Source organism: Thermoanaerobacter siderophilus SR4 (genome assembly GCF_000262445.1).
Classification (GTDB): domain Bacteria; phylum Bacillota; class Thermoanaerobacteria; order Thermoanaerobacterales; family Thermoanaerobacteraceae; genus Thermoanaerobacter; species Thermoanaerobacter ethanolicus.
In genome coordinates, this window is sequence record NZ_CM001486.1 from 534,796 (window position 1) to 559,658 (window position 24,863).

Below are 24,863 nucleotides of genomic sequence, written 5' to 3' on the forward strand. Positions count from 1 at the left end.
ACTTGAATCTTATACTGTTTCATAGACTCTTTCTAAATATTCTATAGATTTATTTATATCAAAGCCCTTTGTATTTTCCACCAAAATATTAATATACGGTTTTTTATACTTTATCATTTTAAATAACACACGATAATTTAAAAGTCCTTTGCCTGCTGGTACAAAAACTAGTTTGTTATTTTCTATGACAAAATCTTTAGCATGTATAACTACTATATGATCTCCGAAAAGTTCCATTGCCTCGCAAAAAATTTCCTCTTGATGCGTATAATTTTCTACAGTCAGTAAATTAGCGGGATCAAAAATAACTTGCAAATTATTAGATGGTACTTCATCAAGAAGTCTTTTCATCATTCTTGGTGAATAGACAGGATGGTTAACACCCGGTTCTATACCTACAATTACGCCAAATTTTTCTGCTTCCTCAACTAATTCTCTTACACTCTTGACAACCTCAATAAAAGCTTTTTCACTAAAATTATCAGGTGTATATCCCATTTCAACATGCACATTACCTGTTTCAGTTCCTACAACACTGCAACCAAAATCTCTTGCGTACCTTATATGTTCTTTAAAAAATTCTAGCAATCTGTGTCTTTCTTTTAGATCTGGATGAATTATATTAACATAGCAACCAAGTACCGCAATTTGGATATTATATTTGTGAAAAATGTCCCTTATATATTGTCCTAAACCAGGACTAAGACTACCAATCTGTAAATTTAACTCTGGAAAGGATTTTGTAAGTGCTAATTGCACAGCCTTTATACCATTTCGCGCAACGCTTTCAGCCAGCTTCTCGATACTGAGGTTACCTAAGTCATGAGCTCGTATTCCAATGTTCAATTTTACATCACCCTTAAAATAGTTTCAGAATTATTTACCTTCCCTTGCTTTTTTTATTTCTTCGACAAACTTAGCAGCAGTTTCTTTAACAAGTTCAAAGTCTCCTGCTTTTGCGCCTTTCGTCAAATCACTTCCTATGCCAACTGCTATAGCACCAGCTTTTATCCAATCCTTTATATTATCAAGGTTCACTCCTCCCGTAGGCATAAAATTTGCTTGTGGTAATGGCCCTTTAAAAGCACTTATTATAGATGGTCCAAAAGAATTTCCGGGAAATAACTTGAGAATTTCCACACCATATTCAAGGGCTTGTATTGCTTCAGTGACAGTCATAACGCCAGGTATAACAGATACTCTATACCTATTACACAATTTAATTGTTTCAATATTAAGACTCGGACTTACAATAAATTTTGCACCCGCCATAATACACATCCTTGCAGTTTCTGGATCAAGAACTGTTCCTCCCCCTATAATCACCTCATCATCTTTATAAACATTAGATAGTTCTTTTATTATATCCACAGCACCTGGCACAGTCATAGTAACTTCAATTGTCTTTATTCCACCTTTTTTTATTGCATCGACAAGTTTTTTCCCTTCTTCTTTTGATTCTGCTCTAATCACGGCGACAATACCATTTTCAACTATTTGTTTAATTGTTTGTATCCTTTCCATAAATTAGACCCCCTCACTTTTTACAAGTATTTTATTCCATTTGTTCCCATGCAACCTTATAAAATACAAGATTCCCCGTACACCCCAATCAGCATATCTGCCCATCCAAACGCCAATTAATCCCAATTTTAATACTATTCCAAATATATATGCAAGTCCTATTCTAAACAGCCACATAGTTATAGTAGAAATGACCATTGTGTATTTAGAATCTCCCGATCCTTTAAGTCCTGCTGGAAATATAAAAGAAGGTGGCCATAAAAGTATGCATACAGAGTTCAATTTTATAAGGTCACTTGCTATTTTTATAACTGTTTCATCTGACGTATAAAAAGAAGCAATATTATGAGCAAAAGGATAGGAAATAGCTCCTAAAATTCCTAAAATAACAGCAGCAACTTTCGTCGTATACATAATATATTTCTTAGCCTCGCCTATTTCTTGCCTCCCCATATGCTGACCAACTAAAATAGTAGCTGCAGCACTTAGTGCATTACCAGGAATATTAAAAATCGACAATATAGAATTAAAAATCGAATCCGCTGCAATAGATGCTGTTCCAAGTCCAACTACCAGTATCTGTACTATCAATTTCCCACTAGTAAACAGCAATGATTCTATACTTGCCGGAATTCCTACTGTGAAAACTGCATTTAGTATTTTCCAATCCGGGTTATATTTAATTATTCGATTTAAAAATACTTTATGTTTAGGATTTGTAAGTTCAGTTAAAATTGCCAATACTCCAATTATTCGCGATAAAGTTATGCCTAAAGCTGCTCCTTTAATCCCCATACTGTCTAAACCAACTGTTTTTACCCCATACATAAATATGTAGCTAAAAATTACATTGCTTATATTAATGATAATGTTAATTTTCATTGGCGTTTTAGTATCGCCACTTCCTCGTAAAGCTCCTAATGCAATTAACTGGATGGCAATTAATGGGTAATTCAAAATTGTTATCTGCAAATAAATCATTAAATTATTTAATACCTTGCTTTCCGCTGATTTGTATAATAGTGCAATTATCTGATAGCGAAATAGCCAAACTAAAATAGTAACTAAAACTGAAACAAGAATGCCAAAATACAGTACTTGTTTTAAAACTCTATTTGCACTTTTTCTATTGTTTTGACCTATATATTGTGCTATTACAACTGTCCCTCCGATTGCTAATCCTGAAAAAATATTTACTAATATGTTGTTTAAAGAATCAGCCATTCCTATAGCTGAAATTACTTGTTTACTCAAGCGGCTAGCCATAATGGCATTAATTACGCTTGCTAATATTATAAAAGTTTGTTCAACAACTACAGGTATAGCCAATACTGAGACTTCTTTTTTTAAAAGCATTTTTCTTCATCCTATTTTGACTAGTATTATATAAATTTTAATTTTCATAGTTATCAGAATAAATTTCTATCTAACAAGCCACCCTCCATCTACAGCTAAAATATGGCCATTAACATAATCTGAAGCGCGACTTGCAAGAAAAATTACTGCCCCCATTAAGTCAAAAGGTTCACCCCATCGTCCGGCTGGTATTCTTGATAATATTTCTTCATAGCGCATTTTATCTTCCCTAATAGGAGCTGTATTTTTTGTTATCATATATCCTGGAGCAATTGCATTAACCTGTATATTATATTGTGCTAATTCGTTTGCAAATGCTTTTGTAAGGCCTGCAACTCCATGTTTACTTGCAGTATATGCTGGAACAAATTTACCACCCTGAAATGAAAGCATTGATGCAATATTTATAATCTTCCCTCCACCTTGTTTTACCATAATTTTAGCTACTTCTTGACTTAAATAATATACAGCAGTTAAATTCACAGCTATTACGTCTTCCCAATCTTTTTCTTGGTACTCCAATAAAGAGGCCCTTCTTATAGTACCAGCATTATTTACTAATATGTCTATACGATTATATATTCTAAGGCATTCATTTACAATTGCTTTAATCTGATTTTTGTCTGTTAATTCAGCTTTAAAGAACGTAACTCGCCTGCCTTCTGTTTTAACTAAATCTTCTGTCTCTTCCCAATTTTCATTGTGTGTCACTACAAACAAATCAGCACCTGCTTTTGCAAGAGCCACAGTAAAAGCTTGACCTAATCCTGTATTTCCACCTGTCACTATTGCAACTTTTCCTTTTAAAGAGAAAAAATCCATAGAAAAATCAGTAAGCGAAAATCCCATCCTGCCTTATCCTCCTTTTGCTTTTATTGAATTTTTAAAACGATAAAAGTATCTTGCTAATCTTTTTAATTCTTTTCTAATTACCATCCTAGTAAATATTCTTTTGTATTTTCAAACATTTCATTAAATAACTTTTTAGCGTCACTATAGCTTAATTTTCTTAGAAATGGATCATTTAAAAATGCTTGGAAAGCTAAATCTTTGTCTTTTTTTATCGCAGCTTCAAAAATCATTTTTTGATTTAAAACGTGCGGCGCTAGCAACATATTTACAGCCTCAGGTAATTCCCCCGAAACGATAGGTTGTACTCTGTCTTTGGTAAAAAGTGCATTTGTCTCTACAACTGTACCATAATCAATTCCTTCCATTTGACCAATATTAGGAAGATTCACATTTGTGATTAAATCGCCTAAACCCAAAAGAGCCTTTATTTGTTTTACTCCTTCTTCACCAGATGGTTCTATTTCAAATTTTTCCTCTCCATTTGCTATCCTTTTGCTTTTTTCTATTAGCTCTTCTCTATTTTTTATTCTCCATGACACAGGCGTTAAATGAAATTTCCATCTTGCTACCGTTTCTGGATTTTCTAAATACCCTAAAAATGGTACAAACTCTGCTAAGTGTCTATCTCCTGCAGCAGCAATTATTCCACACTTTTCAAATAAGTCAAATTTCACTTTATTAGCCGAATTAAAATAGCTTTCTTTCCAATCTCCTCTATCTTCATATCCTGATTCAAAATACTTTTCTACAAATTTCTTATAAACTGGAATTAAGTCTATGTTTTTATAACTAGCTTTGTCTATCCAGGTAAAATGGTTAATGCCAAGCACATTCGTTCTTATATCTTCTCTTGAACATTCAATGCCTTCTATCTCCTTGACAGCTTTTGCAATCAAATTTTGTGTAGAAAATACTTCATGACAACATCCAAAAGCTTTTATTTTAGGAAAAGTTTCATATAATGTTTTTACACACAATGCCATTGGATTAGTATAATTGATTACCCATGCTTCAGGGCAATATTCCTTTATTTTATTCGCAAATTCCACATACAAAGGAATAGTCCTCAGTGCTCTAAAAAGACCTCCAGGTCCAGTCGTATCACCAACTGATTGATATATTCCAAATTTCTCTGGAGTATGAACATCTGACATCATTTCATTAAAAGTACCCGGCAATATTGATATAATAACAAAATCCGCACCTCTTAATGCTTCTTCAATATTATTTACACATTTGTAAAGCCACTGACTTTTTAAATTATTTCCAATAATTTCATTTGTTTTAGCAGCTTCATAATCTATATCATATAAATATACCGTTCCTGAAATTGATTGCTCAAGCGCAAGATCTGACATAAGCCGCCATGCCCAGCCTCTTGAACCTCCTCCAATATAAGCAATTTTCATATCCTCAGCCTTATCTCCAATATATTTCACTTAGAAACACCTCTCCTATTTCAAATTTCTCACATCTATCAAATCCATATCCTCAAAGTCTTGATTTTCGCCCGCCATACTCCATATAAATGCATAATTTTTTGTACCAACTCCTGCATGTATAGACCAACTCGGTGATATTACAGCCTGTTCATTCGCCACTACAATATGCCTTGTTTCTTGAGGTTCACCCATAAAATGGAATACTCTCGTATCATCATCCATATCAAAGTAAAAATATACTTCCATTCGTCTATCATGGGTATGACAAGGCATAGTATTCCATACTGAACCTTCTTTCAGTATTGTCATGCCCATCAATAATTGACAACTTTTGCAAACAGCAGGATGTACATATTGATATATTGTTCTTTCGTTTGAAGTTTGCAGACTGCCTAATTCTACAGGATTTGCCTTGCTAATTTCTATTTTAACTGTAGGGTAAGAAGTATGAGCAGGAGTACTACTTACATAAAATTTTGCAGGCCTCTCTTGATCTATCGATTTAAACTGGATATCTTTTGCTCCCATCCCTATATATAATCCATCCTTGCTTTTAAGATAATAGTCAGTTCCATCTATTGTAACAATTCCATCAGCTCCTATATTTATTACTCCCATTTCTCTTCTTTCTAAAAAATATTCCGATTTTAGCTCATTTAACATATTGTTTAGTTCTATGTTTTTATTTACAGGCATAATTCCTCCAAAAATAATCCTATCTACATGGCTATAAATTAGATTTGCCTCATTTTTCACAAAAATTTTCTCTACCAAGAAATGTTTTCTAAGTATTTCAGTAGTATAATGTTTATAATCATCAGGATGAACCGCATATTTAACTTCCATCATTCACACCCCTTTTATAATATTTCTTCCTCATCAATATTTAATTTAATAAATGGTTCTGTTTCAGCCTTTTCTACCTTAACGTTTTTTAGCTTTAGATATTTTACATTATTGAAATAAAAGCCATTTTTGCACATTGGCTCCACAAAACTTAACATTTCAGGATAGTCAGCTTTTGCATTTTGGTCAAAATCCACATATATTTCTTCCATTATTACCTTTTCTATTTTTCTCTCCGGTAATCCGTATATAAATCCTGCTGCCACCTGTGTATCAGTACAATTAATATTTTTAAGATAAATATTACCTATATATGGAGTCCTCTCATCAATAGGCAATTTTTCCTTGCTCCAAACATATTCTGTTTTTCCATCAACATCGCAGAAATAAAAACTATTAATAGTAAAAGGAGTTTTTACCCTATTCATTCGTATTTTATCAGCATGAATTTCATCTATAAATCCTCCCCTGCCTCTACGCGTTTTTATTCTAATTCCTCTATCTGTGTTGTTAAAAATACATTTTTCCACATATACCTCTTTCACGCCGCCTGACATTTCGCTGCCTATAACAACTCCTCCATGGCCATATTCCATATAACAATTTCTCACAAATACTTTCTCTGTCAATTTACCTAACTTTTGTGCCATGTCAAACTTCCCAGCTTTTATAGCTATACAATCATCACCCACGGAAAATTTACATCCCAATATAAGAACGTTTTTGCTGGCTTCCGGATTTAGTCCATCCGTATTAGGTGAATTTTTGGGATTTTCGATTGTCAAATTTATAAATTTTAAATTTTCACTTTGAAATGGATGTATAGTCCATGCAGGAGAATTTTTTATTGTTACTCCTTCAATTAAAATATTCTTGCACTGGTTTAAAAAAACAGTTCTTGGTCTCCATGCGCCTTTTTTAATTTTGTGTTCTTTCCACCAAGTTTCAAAATTAGCGTTTCCATCAATAGTTCCTTCTCCAATAATATTTACATTTTCAATGTTTATACCTGTTATTAGACTTGCAAAACACTCTGCTGCTTCTCCTTCCCATGTTGCCAAATATAATTCTTCATCAGAATTTTGAGACTTAATAGTATTCGGAAGAATAGGATATAAATTTCTATCATTAGCACCAAGTAAAACAGCATCTTTACTCAATTCTAAAGTAATATTACTTTTCAAGAATATTGGGCCTGTTAAATATATTCCTCCAGGAAAAAATACTCTTCCTCCTTCAGGACAGGAATAAATTGCTGCTTGTATAAACGACGTATCTATGGTCTTTCCGTCGCCTTTTGCACCAAAATCCCTCACATTTACCATAAATTTCTCTTCCAAAGTTTTTATCATAACTTTATCACTTTTTTCTAATGTAACACTATCTTCAACCATGATTAGATATTCAGTATCTGGAATTAAATTCTTAATCGTGAATACATTGGTATTTACTTCATATTTTTTTGTATCATTTACATATACATACATTTTGTTAGGTACATAGTAACATTCATCATTTTCAATTTCTAAGGATGCAGTTCTTGATGTAACCGCAACTGTGTTTAATTTCAGCATACACCATCTTCCCCTCCATGAAATATTTTAATTCTTATTATCCTTTTAATCCTGTTGTTGCTATACCTTCGACAAAATACTTTTGTGCTGCAAAAAATACTATAATTGACGGTAATAACGCAATTAAAGACATTGCAATAATCTGATTCCATGCAAAATTACCTTCAGTAGTATCAATTGCCATCTTTAATGCAATGGATACCGGATATTTTTCAACGCTAGAAATATAAATTAATGGCCCCATAAAATCATTCATACTCCACATGAATTGAAATAAAGCAACAGTAATAATTGCAGGTTTCAATGTTGGAACTAAAATTTTCGTCAGTACTTCAAAAGAATTGCATCCATCAATTATTGCTGCTTCGTCTAATTCTCTAGGTATAGTTCTAAAAAACTGAATTAGCATGAAAACAAAAAAAGCTTGATTCGCAAAAATCATTGGAGCATAAAGTGGTACGAATGTATCTAATAAATGAAGTTGCTTCCATAGTAAATATAATGGTATTCTTGTAACTACTTCTGGTAAAAATAAAGTCGCAATCAAAATACCAAATAATGGTTTCTTGAAAGGAAAATCAAAACGTGCAAACCCATATGCAGTAATAACGGAAGAAAAAACTGTAAAAACTACTCTTGGTATAACGTATTTAAAAGTGTTGGCAAAATAGGTGGCAAAAGTATATTGTGTTCCTGTAATCCAACCTTTTATATAAGGTGTAAAATCTATTCTAGGTGGTATAAAACTAATTGAAGTAAAAATTTCAGAATTTGTTTTAAATGATGCTCCTATTAACCATAAAATAGGATAAAGCATTATAAAAGCACCTATGCTTAAAATAGTATACCGAACAGCCGAATTTATTGTCCTTTTTATTTCTCTTTTGCGATAATCGCTATTTTGACGTAAATTAAAATTTTTATTTCTATTTTCAATAAGATTAACCATTATTTAACTTCCCCCTCATCTGAATCTGAATAAAATACCCAATACCTGGAAGATCTAAATACTAGAGCTGTAAAAATCATTATTATTATAAACAAAACCCAAGATAAGGCACTTGCATATCCCATATTAAAATATTTAAATGCATTATCGTATATCAACAGAGGAAATAAATAAGTTTTATATAAAGGTCCCCCTCCTGTTATCAAATATGGACCATTAAATTCCTGAAATGCTTGAATTATTTGCATAACGAGATTAAAGAAAATGATAGGCGTTAGTAATGGTATAGTAATTTTAAAAAAACTTCTAATTGGTGTTGCACCATCTACAGCAGCAGCCTCATATAACTCCTGTGGTATATCTTTTAAACCTGCTAAAAATATAACCATAGCTGAACCAAATTCCCATATTCTCAAAGCACTTATTGTAAAAAGTGCAGGATATTCTGAGGAAAACCATGGTACAGGGTTAATACCAAATATACCTAAAAATTGATTTATTAGTCCGTTGTTTGCAAATAAAAATCTCCACAAAACTGCGACCGCTACGTTACCTCCTAAAATAGATGGAACATAATAAGCAGTTCTATAAAAATTTATTCCTTTTAATTTAAAGTTTAAAACCATAGCAATAAATAATGCAAATATCAACTTTAAAGGAACAGTAAGTACTACATATTTAAAACTTGCAAACATAGAAGTCCAAAAAAGTTGGTCATGAAACATTTTTATATAATTAGAAAATCCAATAAATTGGGGTTGATATATTATTTTGTAATCTGTAAAGCTTAAAATAAAAGATGCAATAAAAGGATATATTGTAAAAATAATTAACCCTACTAGCCATGGTACAATATACAATAATCCAGTATATTTTTTCTCCATTATTTTATCCTCCCAACTGCCACGATTATAAAGTACTGCAAACAAATTTTTTATACAACTAGATTGCACGAATAGTATTCTTCGTGCAATCTAGTTACTATTCCTACTTAGTAATTTCACTTAAAACTTTCTGTACATTGTCATACATATATTTTGCTGCTTCATCTACAGTAACTTTGCCATAAGAAATTTGATCAATGGTCTGCCTATACACATCTTGAAGTTTCGGATCTTCCAAATATGGACTTATAGGAACAGAAGGATGATCTAGCAAAAACTTAAGTCCATCATATTCTAACCCAGAAATTAATCCTGCTTTTTGTAATGTATCTACCGCTGATTTGCTTACAGGAATCCCCCTATTTAGGCCCATTGCTTTTACTCCTTCTGGATCATTTAATATAAAGTTCAGGAAAGTAGCTGCTTCTTTAGGATATTTGCAGTCTTTATTAATTGCAAAAAGCATCGATGGTTTGAGTATTGCTCCGGATGTTTTTGAATCGCTATCCATTGGAATACCACCTAATGCTAATTCCATATTTTTTTCTTTCAATGGAGTTGCATCTTTTTTAACTGCACTCGTCCATTGGAATAAACCTGCAAATTTGCCATCAATAAAACTTGGAAGTTGTTCTATTGGAGCATTTCCGTTTCCACCTTCATTAGCAATTGTCGCGATTGTTGGAGTAACTTTATTATCTATGAGTTTCTTATAAAAATCCAAAGCTATTTTGATATCATTTTCATCAAAAGCTAATTTCCCATTATTATCAATAAAAGGTTTACCTGTTTTTTGTATAGCATATGTCATCGATAAAAGCCATGCATCATAATCTCCAAGAATCATAGGATAATATCCTTTATCAAACTTTTTAGCAATATTAATAAGGTCATTCCATGTAGTTGGAAAAGTAGAAACTCCAAATTTGTCATAAACAGTCTTATTATAATAAATTACTCTTCCCGTTAAAGCTACTGGTATACCATTTAATTTGCCATTTACAGTACCTAACTCTAAAATATTTTTTGTATAATTTTCCTCTAATCCCAATTCTTTAGACAACTTATTTAAATCATAAAAACCATTACCATCTTTTGAAAATATAGGTAACCAATTCCAATTTATTTGCATTATATCTGCTGCAGTACCACCAGCTATTTGAGTAGTTTGTTTATCTAAATAACCATCCCAACCTGCATATTCTGCTTTAATTTTTATATTCGGATATTTCTGCTCAAAAAGTTTTATTGCTTCAAGAGTGGCTTGGTGCCTTGTATCATCACCCCACCAAGAAAATCTTAACGTGATTTGTTTCTGTGTTTCCTGAGTTTGCACATTATTACTACTTTCCTGTTTTGAAGTCCCACAACCTGCTAAAATTATAGTCAGAAAAAAAATTAAAGATACCATCAAGGTGATTGCTCTTTTCATAATTCTTCCCCCAATCATTATTTTCATCTCATTCAATTTTTTAAAATTTATAAAATTAATTTTTAATACTTCTCTCTCCCACCTCCCAATATGATTATCAGTGCGAGATTATTACATTTTGATTAATTTTAATAAATTATAATTTATGCTGAATAAAATTGGGAGTTTTTTAATATTTCACTATAAACCATCATAAAAGGTCCTACTCCTTTCGGATCATTAAAAACTACTTCTTCTGAAATATAGTATTCATAACTTCCGTCTCTATAAGGAAAATTACCTAATCCTGCTACTTTACAAATGCCACCCAATTTATATTCTCCATCTTTATACGATAAGTACTTATCAATAGTACCATTAAATGCCTTTAAGCCGTAATTTTCATACTTTTGGGGAAGTAACCTTAATCTACATCCCTTAAGTATGCTATATGCAGACATAAGTGTAGCAGATGTTTCTAAATAATTTCCTTTAGATTTTGTTTTATCAACAACTTGATACCACATACCACTATCTGGATCCTGATATTGTAAAATACCTTCTATTGCTTCTTTAAAAATACCTTGTAAATCTTTACATTCTTCCGTTAAATTTTTGTAGTCTCCTATTACTTTTTCATCCAATTCCTCTAATACATCAACAAGTGCCATCACAAGCCATCCCATAGCTCTACCCCAAAAATTTGGTGATAATCCTGTTTCTTTGTCTGCCCAAGCTTCCTTTCTACTTTCATCATAACCATGATAATAGAGCCCTTTTTCTTTATTGAACATATGATTTCGAACATTAACAAATTGAAAACAAATATCTTTTAAATCATTTTTATTACCAAATTTTTTTATATATTTAATGTAAAACGGCATTACCATATACAATCCATCTAGCCAAACTTGATTTGGATAAATTCTTTTATGCCAAAAATTCCCTTGGCCTGTTCGTGGCTGAGTTAGTATTTGTTGATATAGATGTTCTATAGCTTTTTTAAAACGTTCATCTTGTGTAAGTTCATATAAATCAAAAAGAACTTTACCCGAATTTATATCGTCTAAACTATAATCTTGCATATTATAGCCTCTTATATTGCCTTCTTCATCAATATATTTATACATGTAATTTAGTACAAAATTTTTATATAATTCTTTTTTGTGGTTTTATATAAATCCCAAGATCCCTTTACTACACACCCATCTTCATAATTCCATTTTTCTTTATAAGGTCTATAATTTAAGATGTAATCATCAATAAATTTTTCGATAAGTTGCTTTTTTGGTATCACTACTTACACCTCACAGCATCTACTCAATGAAAGATAGTTCTCATCGTTCAATCTTATCCTTTTTGCCCATAAATTCCATTACTTGTTCCCAATAAGGATATCCTTCTACGTCACCTTTTACTAGCATAGCCATAGCACCAATAGCATTTGCAATCTCACCACATTCTTTAAGTGGTAATCCCCTCAATATTCCCGCAAGTAGCCCAGCATCAAATCCATCTCCTGCTCCTACTGTATCTTCTATTTTCTCTATCTTATATCCAGCTACATAAGCTTCTTCATTTTTGCTCTTTAAATAGCAGCCCTCTTTTCCTAATTTTATTGCCACCAAGTTTACTCCCCGTGATAGAAAATAATCCGCTATTCTATGGTGATCATCTTGGCCAATCAAAAGTTTTACCTCATTTAAACCTGGTAATACTATATCGGCATTTTCAGCTATTTCTAGCAAAATTTCCCTTGCTTTTTCAATGTTCCAAAGTTTTAGTCTAAGATTAGGATCAAAAGAAATCATTACTTTATTGCGTTTTGCTATCTCAACAGCTTTAAACACTGCTTCTGTCGCAGACTCAGAGATTGCCGGTGTTATTCCCGTAATGTGAAGTATCTTTGCGTTTTTTATATAATTTTCATCAATATCATCAACACATATTTTGCTTGCAGCAGATCCTTTTCTATAATAATAAACGTTAGGATCAAAGTTATAATACCACTCTTTAAATAAAATACCAGTATAACTTTCTTTATCTATTATCACTCTTGATACATCAACTCCCTCGGCTCTCACAGAATTCAGTATAAATCTGCCAAACTCGTCATCGCCTAGCCTAGAAAACCAGCCTGTTGAATGTCCTAATCTTGCAAGAGCTATTGCAAGATTCATCTCCGCGCCGCCAATAGATTTTGAAAATGTATGCACATGTCTCAAAGGACCTCTTGTATGGGGTGTAAAAACTACCATAGATTCTCCAAACGTTACTATATCCATTTTATTTTTCACTCCAACTGTATTTTAAAAACCTATATACTCTTTCGCATTATTAAATGAAATATCCTGAACTATCTTGCCCAGCAGTTCTATATCATTCGGTACCTCTCCATTTTCTACCCATTCACCAAGCAAATTGCAAAAAATTCGTCTGAAATATTCATGCCGTGTGTATGATAAAAAGCTTCTTGAGTCTGTCACCATTCCAACAAACCGGCTTAATAAACCTGTGTTTGCAAGAGCTTTCATTTGCTCTATCATGCCATCCTTGTTGTCATTAAACCACCATGCAGCACCAAATTGCATTTTTCCTATTATTCCTCCACCTTGGAAATTGCCAATCATTGTTGCTATTACATAATTGCCAGCTGGATTTAATGTGTATAAAATAGTTTTTGGCAAAGAATCCTCCACTTCAAGGATGTCTAAAAGTTTTGCTAGAGGATAGGCAATTGCAAAATCGCTTATTGAGTCATATCCTGTGTCTGGTCCAAATATTTTATACATTTTTGTATTATTGTTCCTCATTGCTCCTATGTGTAATTGCATTACCCAATTTAGTTCAGCATACTTTTTGCCAAGAAATATTAATGTGTAAGTTTTGAAACTATCTATTTCTTCTTTTGTCAAGTGCTCTCTCAATAACGCTTTTTTAAATATTTTTTCTACTTCTTGTTTTGATGTTTTTTCATAAAATACGTAATCTAACGCATGGTCAGAGATTCTGCATCCTACTGAGTGGAAAAACTTTATTCTTTCCTCAAGAGCTTGTAAAAAGTCATCATAATTATTTATATCTATTCTGGTAACTTTTTCTAATTTTTTTAGCCATGGAATAAAATCTTCTTTTTCAATTCCTAAACCTTTATCTGGTCTAAAAGCAGGTAAGACTTTTACATCAAATTCTTTTTCTTCTTTTAGTTTAATATGATATTCTAATGAGTCCGTTGGGTCATCTGTTGTTATTATGACTTTGACATTTGACTTTTTTATTATGTTTCTTACGTTAAAGTCATCATGATTTATAACTTCATTAGCTCTTTTCCAAATAGATTTTGCTGTTTTTTCATTTAAAAGGTCATATATACCAAAATATCTTTGCAATTCTAAATGAGTCCAATGGTAAACTGGATTTCCTATTGCCATAGGAATAGTTTTGGCATATGCCATAAATTTATCGTAATCATCAGCATTTCCTGTAATATATTTTTCCTCTATTCCATTAGCTCTCATAAGTCTCCATTTGTAGTGGTCACCATATAGCCATATTTCGGTAATGTTTTTAAATCTTTTATTTTCGTATATTTCTTTTGGACTTAAATGGCAATGGAAATCGTAAATTGGCATGTTTTTGGCATATTCATGGTACAATCTCACTGCTGTTTCATTTGTAAGTAAAAAATTTTCATCCATGAAATTTTTCATAATCACTCATTCCTCACATTCAAGATACTTTTGTAATGTATTCTTTACTGCTCCAGGGCCAGCAATTAATTCTTTAAAGTAATTTTCTATTTTTTCCCCTAACCCTACTTCATAAAGATTTAATCCAAAAATATGTTCATTTGAAAGAATAGGTCTTAAATTGTCTTTTACTGACTCTATATCACCTAATCTTATATTAGAAACATGGGATTTTAAATCTTCTAATAAGGGGTCTGGACTTAATGTCATTGCTTTTCCTTCATCATCTATACCCATTAAGTATCTACACCATCCTGCTATAACAAGTGGAATGTATTTTAAATCTGTAACGTTTAAGTCTTCTCTTTGTTTGTAAGACTTTATCGTCTCTCCAAATCTTATTGCCATTTTTTGTGATGTATCTGTTGCAATCCTTTGTGGGGTATCTGGCATATATGGATTAGGAAATCTTACTTCAATTACTTCTCTTAAAAATTCTTCTGGATCTAATACTCCCGGATGAACAACAACTGGAAGCCCTTCATCATATCCTATTTTTTCAACTAGTTTTTTCAAACATGGATCTTTCATTTCATCTGCTATTGTGTTATAATTTAACAAACAGCCAAAAATCGCTAATGTTGTATGCAAAGGATTTAAACAAGTTGTTACTTTCATTCTTTCTACTTTTTCTACTGTTTCTTTATCTGTAAAAATTACACCTGCCTCTTCTAATGGAGGCCTACCGTTAGGAAATTTGTCTTCTATTACTAAGTAGTGTATTTTTTCTGCATTGACAAAAGGTGCTATTATAGTATTTTTGCTTGTCTTGATTATATCCATTCTTTCTAAGCCGAGGTCTTCTAATTTTTTCTTCACCTCTTCAGAGGGCCTTGGCACTATTTTATCTATCATGCTGAGTGGAAAAGATACTTTTGTAGAATCAGTTAGATAATCCAAAAATCCTGTTTCAACAAAACTTTTTCTTTGCCATTCTTCTGCTATGGTTTTTATTGAATTGAAAAGTCTCTCTCCATTTCCAGAGAAATTATCTAAACTCAAAAGCGCAATGGGATGTTGACCGTTTAAATACCTTTCATAAACCAGTGAAGTGATTTTTGAAATAATGTTTTTGGGTCTCTCTGGTCCATTTTCTATGTCTTCTTTTACCTCTTTAATATATTCCCCTGAAAAATCTTTTAAATTATATGCTTTTTCAGTTATTGTGAAACTTGCTATCTGTAAATACGGATTAGCGAATACGTCCTTTAATCTTTTCCAATCACTGTGAGATAGATCGGCTATTATTTTGTCACTTATACTACCTATAACTTCTATCTCAAGAGTGCCATCCAAATTCATAACTACTAACATACTTAGATTGTCATATGGAACATATATTTTTTCAATTATTTCGTAATCATATGATTCTACAGCAATTATTCCAGTTTTTGATAATCCTTTGTCTAAAAGATTTTGCTGAAGGAGTGAAATGAAGCCTCTAAAAATGTTCCCTGCCCCAAAATGTAACCATGTAGGATTTTCTTTAGTCTCTTCCGCTGCTTTTTCTACATCATAGTTTGGAAGTTTTATACCTGCTTGACGCCATTTATCAATGTTTCTTATACTCTCCCTAGTTAAAAGCATATCCTTTCTTCCTTTCTGTGAATTGTCTTGTAATATCACAACAATTCATTCGTTTATTTTGTGGATTATCTTGTGTTTATTATATATATTCTACACGAATCCAAAAAATCCTTCTTGATTTTTAAATTTTTTATTGAATTTTTATTGAAAGAAAATGGGAGAACAGAAAACTCCCATTAATTCAACATCAACTAAATGTCAATTAGGTTTTAGTTTGCCTCCCATTCAGTGTGAAAAATTCCCTCTTTATCTATTCTTCTATATGTGTGAGCCCCAAAGAAATCTCTTTGAGCTTGGATTAGATTAGCAGGCAAGTTTTCTTCTATCATGCTCAAAAAATAATCTAATGAAGAATTAAGTACAAGCATTGGAAGGTAAAAATCTTTTGCTAAATTAGTGATATATTTTATTGAATCAATTTTATCCATTAGGAAAGATAACGCCTTTTCACTGTTAAGAAGATTTACATTTTCTTTATTTTCTTTAATAATGTCTCTTAAGAAATCTAAAATCTCTGCTCTTATGATGCAGCCACCTTTCCAAATACGCAATACTTCTGAAAGGTCAATATTATACTCAAAAACCTTTGAAGCTTCAGATATAACCCATAATCCCTGAGAAAAAGATGTAAAAACACTAAAAAGTAATGCATTTTCTAAATCCTTTATTATTTTTTCTTTATCTATATCAATTTCAGGATATATTTTTGTAACTCTTTTAGCTAATTGTACTCTTTCCTCTTTAAAGAAAGATAAACTTCTCGCTTCTACTGCAAGGTTCAAAGAGGGAGTCGGTATTCCTAAATCCAAAGAAATTTGAGAAGTCCATTTGCCTGTACCTTTTTGTTCTGCCTCATCCAATATTAAATCTACAAGATATTTCCCTCTCTCTTCATCTTTATATCTCATGATTTTATAAGAAATCTCCATGAGAAAAGAATTTAAATCATTATTATTCCATTTTTCAAATATCTCTGCTATCTCTTCGGGAGAAAGTTTTAAAACCTTTCTAAGTACATCATAAACCTCAGCTATTGCCTGCATTATGGCATATTCTATTCCATTGTGGACCATTTTAACAAAATGTCCTGCTGAATCATTCCCTACATATGTACAGCAAGGACCAGATTCTGTTTGAGCAGCGATTTTTAAAAGCACGTCTTTGACCATCTCGTAAGCTTCATACGTTCCTCCAGGCATTAATGAAGGACCGTGCAATGCTCCTGCCTCTCCTCCCGATACTCCCATTCCCAAATAGAGTATGCCTTTTTCTTCTAGTTCTTTAATTCTCCTTGAAGTATCTTTAAAATAAGAATTTCCTCCATCAATGATTAGGTCTCCCTTGTCAAGATAAGGCAAAAGCTCCTCTATTACATCATCTACGGGTTTTCCTGCTTTAACCATGAGAATAATTTTTCTAGGCCTCTTTAAAGACTCTACAAAAGATTTGGTGTCATAATAAGGCTTAATTTGCTCATCTTTTACTTTGTTTTGCATGAATTCTTGTGTTTTTTCAGGTGTTCTATTAAATACAGATACGCTATAGCCCTTTCTAGCAATGTTTAAAGCCAAATTTTGTCCCATTACTGCTAAGCCGATTAAACCTATTTCATTCATTTACTTTACCTCCTGTTTTTATAATTTGCTGTGAAGTTCAAAAAGTTCTTTGAGATTTTTAGTTAAAACTCTAAAAAATTGAAATTTCTTTTCGTAATACTCTATTTTTCTTTGGAAGGCACATAAGTATTTTCTATTTTTACCATTTCTCTTGTGGCCTCAATCAAAGTTTTGTACCTTCCCATTGCATAATAGCCTAAAAGTGCAGAGCCTACAAGAGCAGGTTCTTCTACATTAGACACCTTAATTGGCAACCCTAAAGTAGAAGCAAAAATCTCCATCCATAGGGGCGATTTTGTACCTCCTCCTCCCGCTCTAATTTCTTTTATTTTTATATTATTATCCTTTAAAGCCTCATAAAGCATCCTTAGGGAAAATGCAACTCCTTCCATACCGGCTCTTATCATGTGTCCTTTATTGTGGGTGTTTTTCAATCCAAAAAACACTCCAGAAGCAATGTTTCCTATTTCTTTGTCTCTTTCTCCGGTTAAATAGGGAATGAAAAAGAGATTTGATGAGTCTCCTTTTGAAGCTTCCGCTGTCAATTCATCATAAGACATATTAAATACATTATCTCTCAACCATTTTAAAACAATTCCTGCATTGTTTATAGCAGCACCAATAAACCATTTCCCTGAAGAAAGGTAATAAGTTTGAAGCCTCATAGACTCTTCTTTATCAAATATAGCTTCAGGATAAGCTACTCTAAACATTCCAGTAGTCCCTATGTTTATTGCGCCAACTTCTTCTTCAAAAGTTCCAATTCCTATGCCCACAGCTCCTCCATCGTAAATCCCTGTAAGCACTTTTACATCTCCAGAAAGCCCCAAAAGCCTTTTTGTCTCAAGAGGCAAATCAGCTAAAATTTTGTCAGAAGACACTATTGTGGGAAGTCTGTTTTTATCTATCCCTAATATACTAATGGCATAATCATCCCAATCTAATGTATTTACATTCATATAACCAGTTGCAGAAGATATGCTGGGCTCTGTAAAAGGTTCCCCTAAAAGTTTTAAGAGAATAAAGTCTTTGGAGCTTAAGAAAAACCTAGTTTTGTTAAATATCTCATTTCTCTTTTTCTTAAGCCAGTATATTTTAAATAAAGGAGCATGAAAAGTAGGAGTATAGCCAGTTCTTTTGTATACTTCTTTTACATCCATTGTCTTTAAAAATTCTTCATAAGTTTCTTTCGCCCTTAAGTCCAAAAGAGTCATCATACCCATCAGGGGATTTAAATTTTCGTCCACAGGTATTAGCCCAAACATGTAGGAAGAAGGCACAATTAAAGAAATTTTATCTTCAAATCCTTTTGCCGCCTCTTTAACTGCTTCTACAAAAGCACCAAAAAGGACTTCTGGATTATGCTCCGCTTTTCCTTCATTGTCTCTTTCTATAGGCGTTTCTTTTCTATATAAACTTAAAATATTTCCTTTTTCGTCCACTACACCTGCTTTTAAATTTGTAGTACCTATGTCAACAGAAAGAATTAAATTTTCCATGACTCCCCCTCCAAAACTTCTTTATTTATAACGCCATCAGGAATTTCTCCTCTTAAGACCTTTTCTACATCTGAAACAACCTTGTCCCCCATACCTCTTAAGCATTCGTAAGTGTAAGCAGATGTGTGGGGTGTGATTATAACATTGTCAAAGGCTAAAAGGGGATGATTCTCATCAATGGGTTCACCTTCTACTACGTCCAATCCTGCTCCTGCAACTTTTCCCTCTTTGAGTGCTTTTATCAAAGCTTCTGTATCTATAAGTTCTCCTCTTGCAGTGTTAACAATAAAAACATTTTTCTTCATCATAGAAAACTCTTTATGAGACAGCATGTGATAATTTTTTTCATTGAGTGAAGCATTTAATGAAATAATGTCAGAAGTTTGTAAAAGTTCTTCTAAAGAAACAGGCTGTGCTCCTCTTTTTTGTATCTCCTCTTCTGAAAGATTAGGGTCATATGCTATAACTTTTGCCCCAAAGCCATATTTTAATATTTCTGCAACTCTACTTCCAATATTCCCAATACCGATTATTCCTGCAACTTTATCTTTTATCTCATACCCCATAAAACTCGCTCTTTCCTGCCATTTGCCATCTTTTACCCTTAAAGATGCTTCTCTTACTCTCCTCATTACATCCATAAGAAGGGCAATTGCATTTTCTGCCACTGCTTCTCTTTCTACAATTCCAGCAACTTTTGTGACAAGAGTGCCTTTTTCTGTGGCGCTTTTTATGTCTATAGCATCATATCCTATGCCATGGCGAGTTATTAAAAGAGTCTTGTCTTTGTATTCAAAAAATTCTCTGTCATAATAGGGCTTTACACTGGCAATGATTATAGAATAGCCCATTAATTTTTCTGCTAAAGCTTTCCCCCTCATGTCATGAGGAAGTTCAAATCTTTCCACTTCCCCCAATGCTTTTAACTTCTCAATATGGTCAGGAAAATGCTTGCCAAAACTGCTAGAGTTGACAATCGCAATTTTTACACTCATTTTTATCTTCCTTTCTTCATATGTTAAATATTTCTTTCAAGTGATTTTCAATGTTTTTACTCACAAACTCGTAATGTTCTTCTTCATACTTATTCAAAACTTCATATATTTCTTTTCTTCTTTCATCGAGTAAAACTCCATAGGAAATGTGGAAAAGCTGTTTAATTTCAGGTTTTAAAAGAATTTGCGAATCCTCTGTTTGGATTGTTTGTGGAAAATCATCTCTATCAATTAAGACTTTGTAAGCCTTTTTACTCTCTTCTAAATTATCCAAAGCAATTTTATAGAGGTCATTAAAAAGGTCTTTATCCCTTTCAAAAATGATGTTTATCGCTTGAAGCCAGCTTGTACCAGAAGTTTTAATGTGAAAATTTCCTTCAGTAATTTCATTAAATATTTTATAAATGCTAAATTTATCGCTTCCAGAGTGAAGACTTAATTTATACCCTCCTAATTTTTTAGAAAGAAAATAATGCTTTTTAAGTCCTGATGTAAACTTCTTTATGTCTCCTTTGTAGTCTATCGCCTTTTGAAATTCCCCGGGAAATTTAGGTGCCAAACTCCAAAAGTCTATCCCTTTTCTATGCAAATATTCAGCCACAAATATGTGGTCTTCTACTGTAGTATCCTTCTCTCCCTCATCTATTGAAATTTCTAAATCGAAATGCTGCAATCTGTCCTTCAGAATACCATATACTTTTTCTACAAACTTCATAGCTTTTTCATAAGTGAGAGCAGATTTGTACAATTCATCTTCAGAAACTGCAAAGTCTTCGTCGGTAGAAATACTGAATTTTTTACCTTTAAACCTGTCAATTATTTCCCTACTTTGTGAAGATAAACTTTGGGCCTTTTCTTTTAATTGAGACTTTGGCATATCTGAAATTTTCACTAATAAATCACTTAAATCAAGAGTGTACATTGTGTAGCCTGCATCAATTGCTTCTATCAAATATTTTTCATCTTTTATGTGGTCTGCATCTGCTCCATATCCTCCTGCGTATCCTGCTTCTAAAACGCCAAGTATGACTTTTAAAAAAACATCCTTAAAATCTCTATGGGTTTTCACAAGTTCCCTTGGAGATTGTTGAGCTAACACAGGAAAAACATTATAATTTTTCAAAGCTTTTATATGAGCTGGTGTCGCAAGACCCAACCTGTCCCCCGTGCCAAAAGAGGCTTTTTCTTTACAAGTCACTGGAGAAATGCCAAAATTGTCTTTTAATATTAAGTAGTTTTCGTAAGTTAAAGGATAAAGATTGATATAAAAACCCAGCTCTTCTACATATTTATCTTCAGCAAAATGAGGGGAAGATAATTTAAAATTTCCATTTGTCAAAAGTCCTATTTTTTTGTCACTATCTTTTTTAGCTACAAAAATATAAACATCCTCTCTTAATCTTCTGAAGGAGTCAGGATATAAAAGAAAAGAGTTTTTTAACAAATAATCAGAAAGTTCCTCTTTCATGTTCCATTACCCCTTTTTTATTTTTTATACAACTACACAACCTCAATCTTTACATAATTTTTTAACTCTTCCACTATTTCCTTGTTCTGCTCTCCAGAAGTTATTATTTTCTCAATCTCTTTAAAAGTAGCAAAAGATACCATTGCAACTTTTCCAAATTTGCTGCTATCTGCTACAACAATTACTCTGCTTGCAGACTTTATCATAGATTTTTTTGCTTCTGCTTCAAAAATATCAGAAGTGGTAAGCCCTTTTTCTAATGAAATTCCACCTGTTCCTAAAAACAATATGTCGATGTTGTATTTACCTATACAATTTAAGGTTTCAAACCCTACCATTGAATGATTATCATGCTTTAATTTGCCGCCAGTAATAAAAAGATTGATGTCAGGATTGTTGGCTAATTCTGTAGCAATGTTTAAGGCATTTGTTACTACCGTTATGCCTTTGAAATTTCTGATGGCACGGGCTATGTGATATGTGGTAGAACCGGCATCTAAAAATATGACATGGCCTTCTTGTATTTCTGACACAGCCCTTGCTGCTATTTTTTGTTTTTCTTCTATATGCTCTTTAAATCTTTTGACAAGGGGAGGAATAATGATACTTTCTTTCAATACTGCTCCTCCATAGTTTCTCTCCACCAGTCCTTGCCTTTCCAACTCTTCCAAGTCTCTTCTTATTGTCTCATCAGAAACATTAAACATCTCACAGAGTTCGGATACTTTAACAGCTTTTTTCTTCAAAATGATTTCTTTAATTTTATCTCTTCTAGTTGAAACAAGCATTTACACCCTCTCCTACACTTATTAGTCAGTCTTATTCTTACCATAAAATAACTAAGTCAACAACTTTACTGGATATAATTTAAAATACACATTTTATTTGTGGATTCTATTGCGTTTATTATATTAATTCTACACAAATCCAAAAAATCCTTCTTTGTTTTAAAAATTTTTCTTGGTTTTTATGGAATTTATGGAATTGAAAAAAGGAATCCATAAAAGGATTCCTTTTAAATTATTATTTATTCAATACATCTTTATTTACTAAAGTGCGAGGCACTCTTCCTTCTATTACATCAATTATGTTTTGAGCCACAAGTATTGACATGTCCCTTCGCGCTTCTTCTGTTGCACTTCCTATATGAGGAAGCATTACGACATTGTCAAGCTGTGCGAGTTCTTCTTCAAAGAGAGGCTCTCTTTCGTACACATCTAATCCTGCTGCATATATGTCCTTGTTTTTTAGCGCTTTTACAAGGGCTTTTTCGTCTACAACAGGACCTCTTCCTGTATTTATTAATATGGCAGACTTTTTCATCAATTTTAATTCTTTTTCTCCAATCAAATGTCTTGTTTCAGGAGTTAATGGCACGTGTATGGAAACAAAATCAGATTCTTTTAACAAAGTGTCCAAGTTTACATGTTGAGCTCCTGTTTCTTCTTCAAATTCTTTTTTAGGGCTTCGAGCAGTGTACAAAATCTTCATGTCGAAGCCTTTTGCCATTTTAGCAAAAGCTTGCCCTATGCGACCTGCACCTATTATTCCTAATGTCTTGCCTGTTACGCCTTTTCCTAAGAAAAGCATTGGCGCCCAACCTTGGAATTTTCCTGCTCTCATAAATTTATCAGATTCTACCACTCTTCTTGCAGTTGCAAAAAGAAGAGCCCAAGCCAGTTCTGCAGTTGCATTTGTCAAAACATCAGGAGTATTTGTTATGTAAACTCCTCTTCTTGTAGCTTCTTCTAAATCTATATTGTCAAATCCTACAGCATAATTTGCAACAATTTTTACTTCTTTTGCAGCTTCAAAAAACTCTTTGTCTACTTTGTCTGTAAGCTGTGTGATTACAGCATTTTTGCCCTGTACTTTTTCAAGTAACTCTTCTTTTGTAAGCATTCTGTCGTAAGGGCTTACTTCTACCTCGCAATACTTTCTCAAAAGATTAAGTCCCTCTTCAGGAATAGCCCTTGTCACAAAGACTTTAAACATTGGTATCACTCCTCCAATTAAAATATGTTAATCAATACCAAAAATATTGGTATTGTCAAAAACGAAACCAAATTTGTAACAAACACCCCTGCAGAAGCAAAACTATTTTTTTCGCTCATTTGCCTCGCAACAATGGCTACTGTCATCATCGTTGGCATTGCTGCCTCTAAAGCTGCAACCTTTTTGGCATCAAGGGGTAAATTTAAAAAGTACACAATCCCAAAAGCTATTAAAGGAGACAAAATGAGCTTTATTATTGCTGCAAGATAAACAAAATAGTCTATATTGCTTTTTTTGATTATATACATGTTCATCCCTATAAACATTATAGCCAGAGGAATAGTTACACTACCTATCATTTGTGCACTTTTCAGTATTACATCTGGTATTTTGATTCTTGATATCACTATTAAAAAACTCAAAGCAAGAGAAGCAAAAGAAGGATTTAGAAGTTTTTTGAAACCATTTATATCAAAAGATTTTTCTTCAGACAAAATCCAAACTCCTAAAGTCCAAAATAAAGCTGTGTGCCCTAAATCGTAAAGGATAACATAAGGTATACTTTTATCTCCAAATAAGGCAATGTTTATGGGAAGCCCTAAAAATAAAGTATTGCTAAAAGAGGAGAGGGCATATAATGCATTTTTCTTTTCTTCTGGAGCTTTAAGCAATTTAAAAAGAGCCATTGAAACTAATAATGTCAAAACTAACGTGGAGGCACTTACAAAAGGCAGTATGTAAGCAGTTCTAAGTAGTGCTGGCGTATAATTAGAATACATGTTGTGAAAGATAAGTAAAGGTGTTGTAACTAAAATGATTAAATCCGCCAGCATTTTAAAATGTTCTTCTTTAACTAATTTTATATAGGTGATATAATACCCTACTGCCATTACAATAAAAATCTCTACAAGTATCTCTGCCATTTTTGATATGACCATTTTGTTCCACCTCAATTGCCCTTACTTTTGATTATACCATAAATTTTAACTTTATATAATTAAAAGCAAAAGCTCAACCGCTGTGGCTGAGCTCAGTTTGTTGACAAAGTTAAAAAATATTCAAAGGAGATATTTTGCATCGTCACTCCGATGTTCCAAAGCGACAAAACTAAACTCG

At 32.6% G+C, this 24,863-nt stretch carries 22 protein-coding genes; all 22 read right to left on the minus strand.

The genetic code is table 11. The features are described from left to right. Window positions 1–9: 9 nt before the first annotated feature. The 22 genes from THESIDRAFT1_RS02570 to THESIDRAFT1_RS02670 all read right to left on the minus strand — a co-directional run bounded on the left by THESIDRAFT1_RS02570 (window position 10) and on the right by THESIDRAFT1_RS02670 (window position 24,685). Complete coding sequence (locus tag THESIDRAFT1_RS02570) at window positions 10–846, minus strand: sugar phosphate isomerase/epimerase family protein (RefSeq protein ID WP_006569452.1); 837 nt, start codon at window positions 844–846, stop codon at window positions 10–12. 30 nt (window positions 847–876) lie between these two features. Beyond that, the gene (locus THESIDRAFT1_RS02575; protein WP_006569453.1) at window positions 877–1,524 is read right to left on the minus strand and encodes a bifunctional 4-hydroxy-2-oxoglutarate aldolase/2-dehydro-3-deoxy-phosphogluconate aldolase; all 648 of its coding nucleotides are present in this window, start codon (window positions 1,522–1,524) and stop codon (window positions 877–879) included. A gap of 3 nt (window positions 1,525–1,527) precedes the next feature. Then, the gene (locus THESIDRAFT1_RS02580; RefSeq protein ID WP_006569454.1) at window positions 1,528–2,880 is read right to left on the minus strand and encodes an MATE family efflux transporter; all 1,353 of its coding nucleotides are present in this window, start codon (window positions 2,878–2,880) and stop codon (window positions 1,528–1,530) included. 66 nt (window positions 2,881–2,946) lie between these two features. Continuing rightward, complete coding sequence (kduD, locus tag THESIDRAFT1_RS02585; protein WP_006569455.1) at window positions 2,947–3,729, minus strand: 2-dehydro-3-deoxy-D-gluconate 5-dehydrogenase KduD; 783 nt, start codon at window positions 3,727–3,729, stop codon at window positions 2,947–2,949. An 80-nt stretch (window positions 3,730–3,809) separates the two neighbouring features. Continuing rightward, the gene (locus THESIDRAFT1_RS02590; protein WP_006569456.1) at window positions 3,810–5,171 is read right to left on the minus strand and encodes a family 4 glycosyl hydrolase; all 1,362 of its coding nucleotides are present in this window, start codon (window positions 5,169–5,171) and stop codon (window positions 3,810–3,812) included. A 15-nt stretch (window positions 5,172–5,186) separates the two neighbouring features. Next, complete coding sequence (gene kduI, locus THESIDRAFT1_RS02595; protein ID WP_039929109.1) at window positions 5,187–6,020, minus strand: 5-dehydro-4-deoxy-D-glucuronate isomerase; 834 nt, start codon at window positions 6,018–6,020, stop codon at window positions 5,187–5,189. Between the two features lie 14 nt (window positions 6,021–6,034). Then, window positions 6,035–7,594 carry a glycoside hydrolase family 28 protein gene (locus tag THESIDRAFT1_RS02600; protein WP_006569458.1) on the minus strand — a complete coding sequence of 520 codons (1,560 nt, stop codon included), beginning with the start codon at window positions 7,592–7,594 and terminating at the stop codon, window positions 6,035–6,037. A 37-nt stretch (window positions 7,595–7,631) separates the two neighbouring features. Then, window positions 7,632–8,543 (minus strand): carbohydrate ABC transporter permease, encoded by a 912-nt coding sequence (locus THESIDRAFT1_RS02605; protein ID WP_006569459.1) that lies wholly within the window; start codon window positions 8,541–8,543, stop codon window positions 7,632–7,634. Further along, window positions 8,543–9,427, minus strand: a complete 885-nt coding sequence (locus THESIDRAFT1_RS02610) for a carbohydrate ABC transporter permease (protein WP_006569460.1) — start codon at window positions 9,425–9,427, stop codon at window positions 8,543–8,545. The genes THESIDRAFT1_RS02605 and THESIDRAFT1_RS02610 overlap by 1 nt, the downstream gene beginning before the upstream one ends. Window positions 9,428–9,530: 103 nt before the next feature. Further along, window positions 9,531–10,859 (minus strand): ABC transporter substrate-binding protein, encoded by a 1,329-nt coding sequence (locus THESIDRAFT1_RS02615; protein ID WP_006569461.1) that lies wholly within the window; start codon window positions 10,857–10,859, stop codon window positions 9,531–9,533. Between the two features lie 143 nt (window positions 10,860–11,002). Further along, on the minus strand, window positions 11,003–11,968 hold the full coding sequence (locus THESIDRAFT1_RS02620) for a glycoside hydrolase family 88/105 protein (RefSeq protein ID WP_244262725.1): 966 nt from the start codon (window positions 11,966–11,968) through the stop codon (window positions 11,003–11,005). Between the two features lie 5 nt (window positions 11,969–11,973). After that, a complete protein-coding gene (locus THESIDRAFT1_RS15070; protein ID WP_244262726.1) occupies window positions 11,974–12,135 on the minus strand; it encodes a hypothetical protein in 162 nt (53 codons plus the stop codon). Between the two features lie 40 nt (window positions 12,136–12,175). Then, window positions 12,176–13,123 carry a sugar kinase gene (locus THESIDRAFT1_RS02625; RefSeq protein WP_006569463.1) on the minus strand — a complete coding sequence of 316 codons (948 nt, stop codon included), beginning with the start codon at window positions 13,121–13,123 and terminating at the stop codon, window positions 12,176–12,178. Window positions 13,124–13,147: 24 nt separating this feature from the next. Then, the gene (gene uxaC / locus THESIDRAFT1_RS02630; RefSeq protein ID WP_039929477.1) at window positions 13,148–14,548 is read right to left on the minus strand and encodes a glucuronate isomerase; all 1,401 of its coding nucleotides are present in this window, start codon (window positions 14,546–14,548) and stop codon (window positions 13,148–13,150) included. A gap of 6 nt (window positions 14,549–14,554) precedes the next feature. Then, window positions 14,555–16,174 carry a mannitol dehydrogenase family protein gene (locus THESIDRAFT1_RS02635; RefSeq protein WP_006569465.1) on the minus strand — a complete coding sequence of 540 codons (1,620 nt, stop codon included), beginning with the start codon at window positions 16,172–16,174 and terminating at the stop codon, window positions 14,555–14,557. A 209-nt stretch (window positions 16,175–16,383) separates the two neighbouring features. Next, window positions 16,384–17,790, minus strand: a complete 1,407-nt coding sequence (gene gndA / locus THESIDRAFT1_RS02640) for an NADP-dependent phosphogluconate dehydrogenase (RefSeq protein ID WP_006569466.1) — start codon at window positions 17,788–17,790, stop codon at window positions 16,384–16,386. A 101-nt stretch (window positions 17,791–17,891) separates the two neighbouring features. Continuing rightward, window positions 17,892–19,289, minus strand: a complete 1,398-nt coding sequence (locus tag THESIDRAFT1_RS02645) for a gluconokinase (protein WP_006569467.1) — start codon at window positions 19,287–19,289, stop codon at window positions 17,892–17,894. Beyond that, complete coding sequence (locus tag THESIDRAFT1_RS02650) at window positions 19,277–20,284, minus strand: D-isomer specific 2-hydroxyacid dehydrogenase family protein (protein ID WP_003866626.1); 1,008 nt, start codon at window positions 20,282–20,284, stop codon at window positions 19,277–19,279. The genes THESIDRAFT1_RS02645 and THESIDRAFT1_RS02650 overlap by 13 nt, the downstream gene beginning before the upstream one ends. Window positions 20,285–20,300: 16 nt before the next feature. Continuing rightward, entirely contained in the window at window positions 20,301–21,752 is a 1,452-nt protein-coding gene (locus tag THESIDRAFT1_RS02655; RefSeq protein WP_006569468.1) for a tagaturonate epimerase family protein, read from the minus strand. 32 nt (window positions 21,753–21,784) lie between these two features. Beyond that, a complete protein-coding gene (locus THESIDRAFT1_RS02660; RefSeq protein WP_006569469.1) occupies window positions 21,785–22,540 on the minus strand; it encodes a DeoR/GlpR family DNA-binding transcription regulator in 756 nt (251 codons plus the stop codon). Between the two features lie 235 nt (window positions 22,541–22,775). Then, window positions 22,776–23,747 carry a glyoxylate reductase gene (gyaR, locus tag THESIDRAFT1_RS02665; RefSeq protein WP_006569470.1) on the minus strand — a complete coding sequence of 324 codons (972 nt, stop codon included), beginning with the start codon at window positions 23,745–23,747 and terminating at the stop codon, window positions 22,776–22,778. A 17-nt stretch (window positions 23,748–23,764) separates the two neighbouring features. After that, on the minus strand, window positions 23,765–24,685 hold the full coding sequence (locus THESIDRAFT1_RS02670; protein WP_006569471.1) for an AEC family transporter: 921 nt from the start codon (window positions 24,683–24,685) through the stop codon (window positions 23,765–23,767). Window positions 24,686–24,863 lie beyond the last annotated feature (178 nt).

Excerpts from the sequence above, each read along its gene's own strand:
- THESIDRAFT1_RS02575 (WP_006569453.1), bottom strand. The coding sequence starts at position 1,524 with ATGGAAAGGATACAAACAATTAAACAAATAGTTGAAAATGGTATTGTC.
- THESIDRAFT1_RS02580 (WP_006569454.1), bottom strand. The coding sequence starts at position 2,880 with ATGCTTTTAAAAAAAGAAGTCTCAGTATTGGCTATACCTGTAGTTGTT.
- kduD (WP_006569455.1), bottom strand. The coding sequence starts at position 3,729 with ATGGGATTTTCGCTTACTGATTTTTCTATGGATTTTTTCTCTTTAAAA.
- kduI (WP_039929109.1), bottom strand. The coding sequence starts at position 6,020 with ATGGAAGTTAAATATGCGGTTCATCCTGATGATTATAAACATTATACT.
- THESIDRAFT1_RS02600 (WP_006569458.1), bottom strand. The coding sequence starts at position 7,594 with ATGCTGAAATTAAACACAGTTGCGGTTACATCAAGAACTGCATCCTTA.
- THESIDRAFT1_RS02605 (WP_006569459.1), bottom strand. The coding sequence starts at position 8,543 with ATGGTTAATCTTATTGAAAATAGAAATAAAAATTTTAATTTACGTCAA.
- THESIDRAFT1_RS02610 (WP_006569460.1), bottom strand. The coding sequence starts at position 9,427 with ATGGAGAAAAAATATACTGGATTATTGTATATTGTACCATGGCTAGTA.
- THESIDRAFT1_RS02615 (WP_006569461.1), bottom strand. The coding sequence starts at position 10,859 with ATGAAAAGAGCAATCACCTTGATGGTATCTTTAATTTTTTTTCTGACT.
- THESIDRAFT1_RS02620 (WP_244262725.1), bottom strand. The coding sequence starts at position 11,968 with ATGTATAAATATATTGATGAAGAAGGCAATATAAGAGGCTATAATATG.
- THESIDRAFT1_RS02625 (WP_006569463.1), bottom strand. The coding sequence starts at position 13,123 with ATGGATATAGTAACGTTTGGAGAATCTATGGTAGTTTTTACACCCCAT.
- uxaC (WP_039929477.1), bottom strand. The coding sequence starts at position 14,548 with ATGAAAAATTTCATGGATGAAAATTTTTTACTTACAAATGAAACAGCA.
- THESIDRAFT1_RS02635 (WP_006569465.1), bottom strand. The coding sequence starts at position 16,174 with ATGCTTTTAACTAGGGAGAGTATAAGAAACATTGATAAATGGCGTCAA.
- gndA (WP_006569466.1), bottom strand. The coding sequence starts at position 17,790 with ATGAATGAAATAGGTTTAATCGGCTTAGCAGTAATGGGACAAAATTTG.
- THESIDRAFT1_RS02645 (WP_006569467.1), bottom strand. The coding sequence starts at position 19,289 with ATGGAAAATTTAATTCTTTCTGTTGACATAGGTACTACAAATTTAAAA.
- THESIDRAFT1_RS02650 (WP_003866626.1), bottom strand. The coding sequence starts at position 20,284 with ATGAGTGTAAAAATTGCGATTGTCAACTCTAGCAGTTTTGGCAAGCAT.
- THESIDRAFT1_RS02655 (WP_006569468.1), bottom strand. The coding sequence starts at position 21,752 with ATGAAAGAGGAACTTTCTGATTATTTGTTAAAAAACTCTTTTCTTTTA.
- THESIDRAFT1_RS02660 (WP_006569469.1), bottom strand. The coding sequence starts at position 22,540 with ATGCTTGTTTCAACTAGAAGAGATAAAATTAAAGAAATCATTTTGAAG.
- gyaR (WP_006569470.1), bottom strand. The coding sequence starts at position 23,747 with ATGTTTAAAGTCTTTGTGACAAGGGCTATTCCTGAAGAGGGACTTAAT.
- THESIDRAFT1_RS02670 (WP_006569471.1), bottom strand. The coding sequence starts at position 24,685 with ATGGTCATATCAAAAATGGCAGAGATACTTGTAGAGATTTTTATTGTA.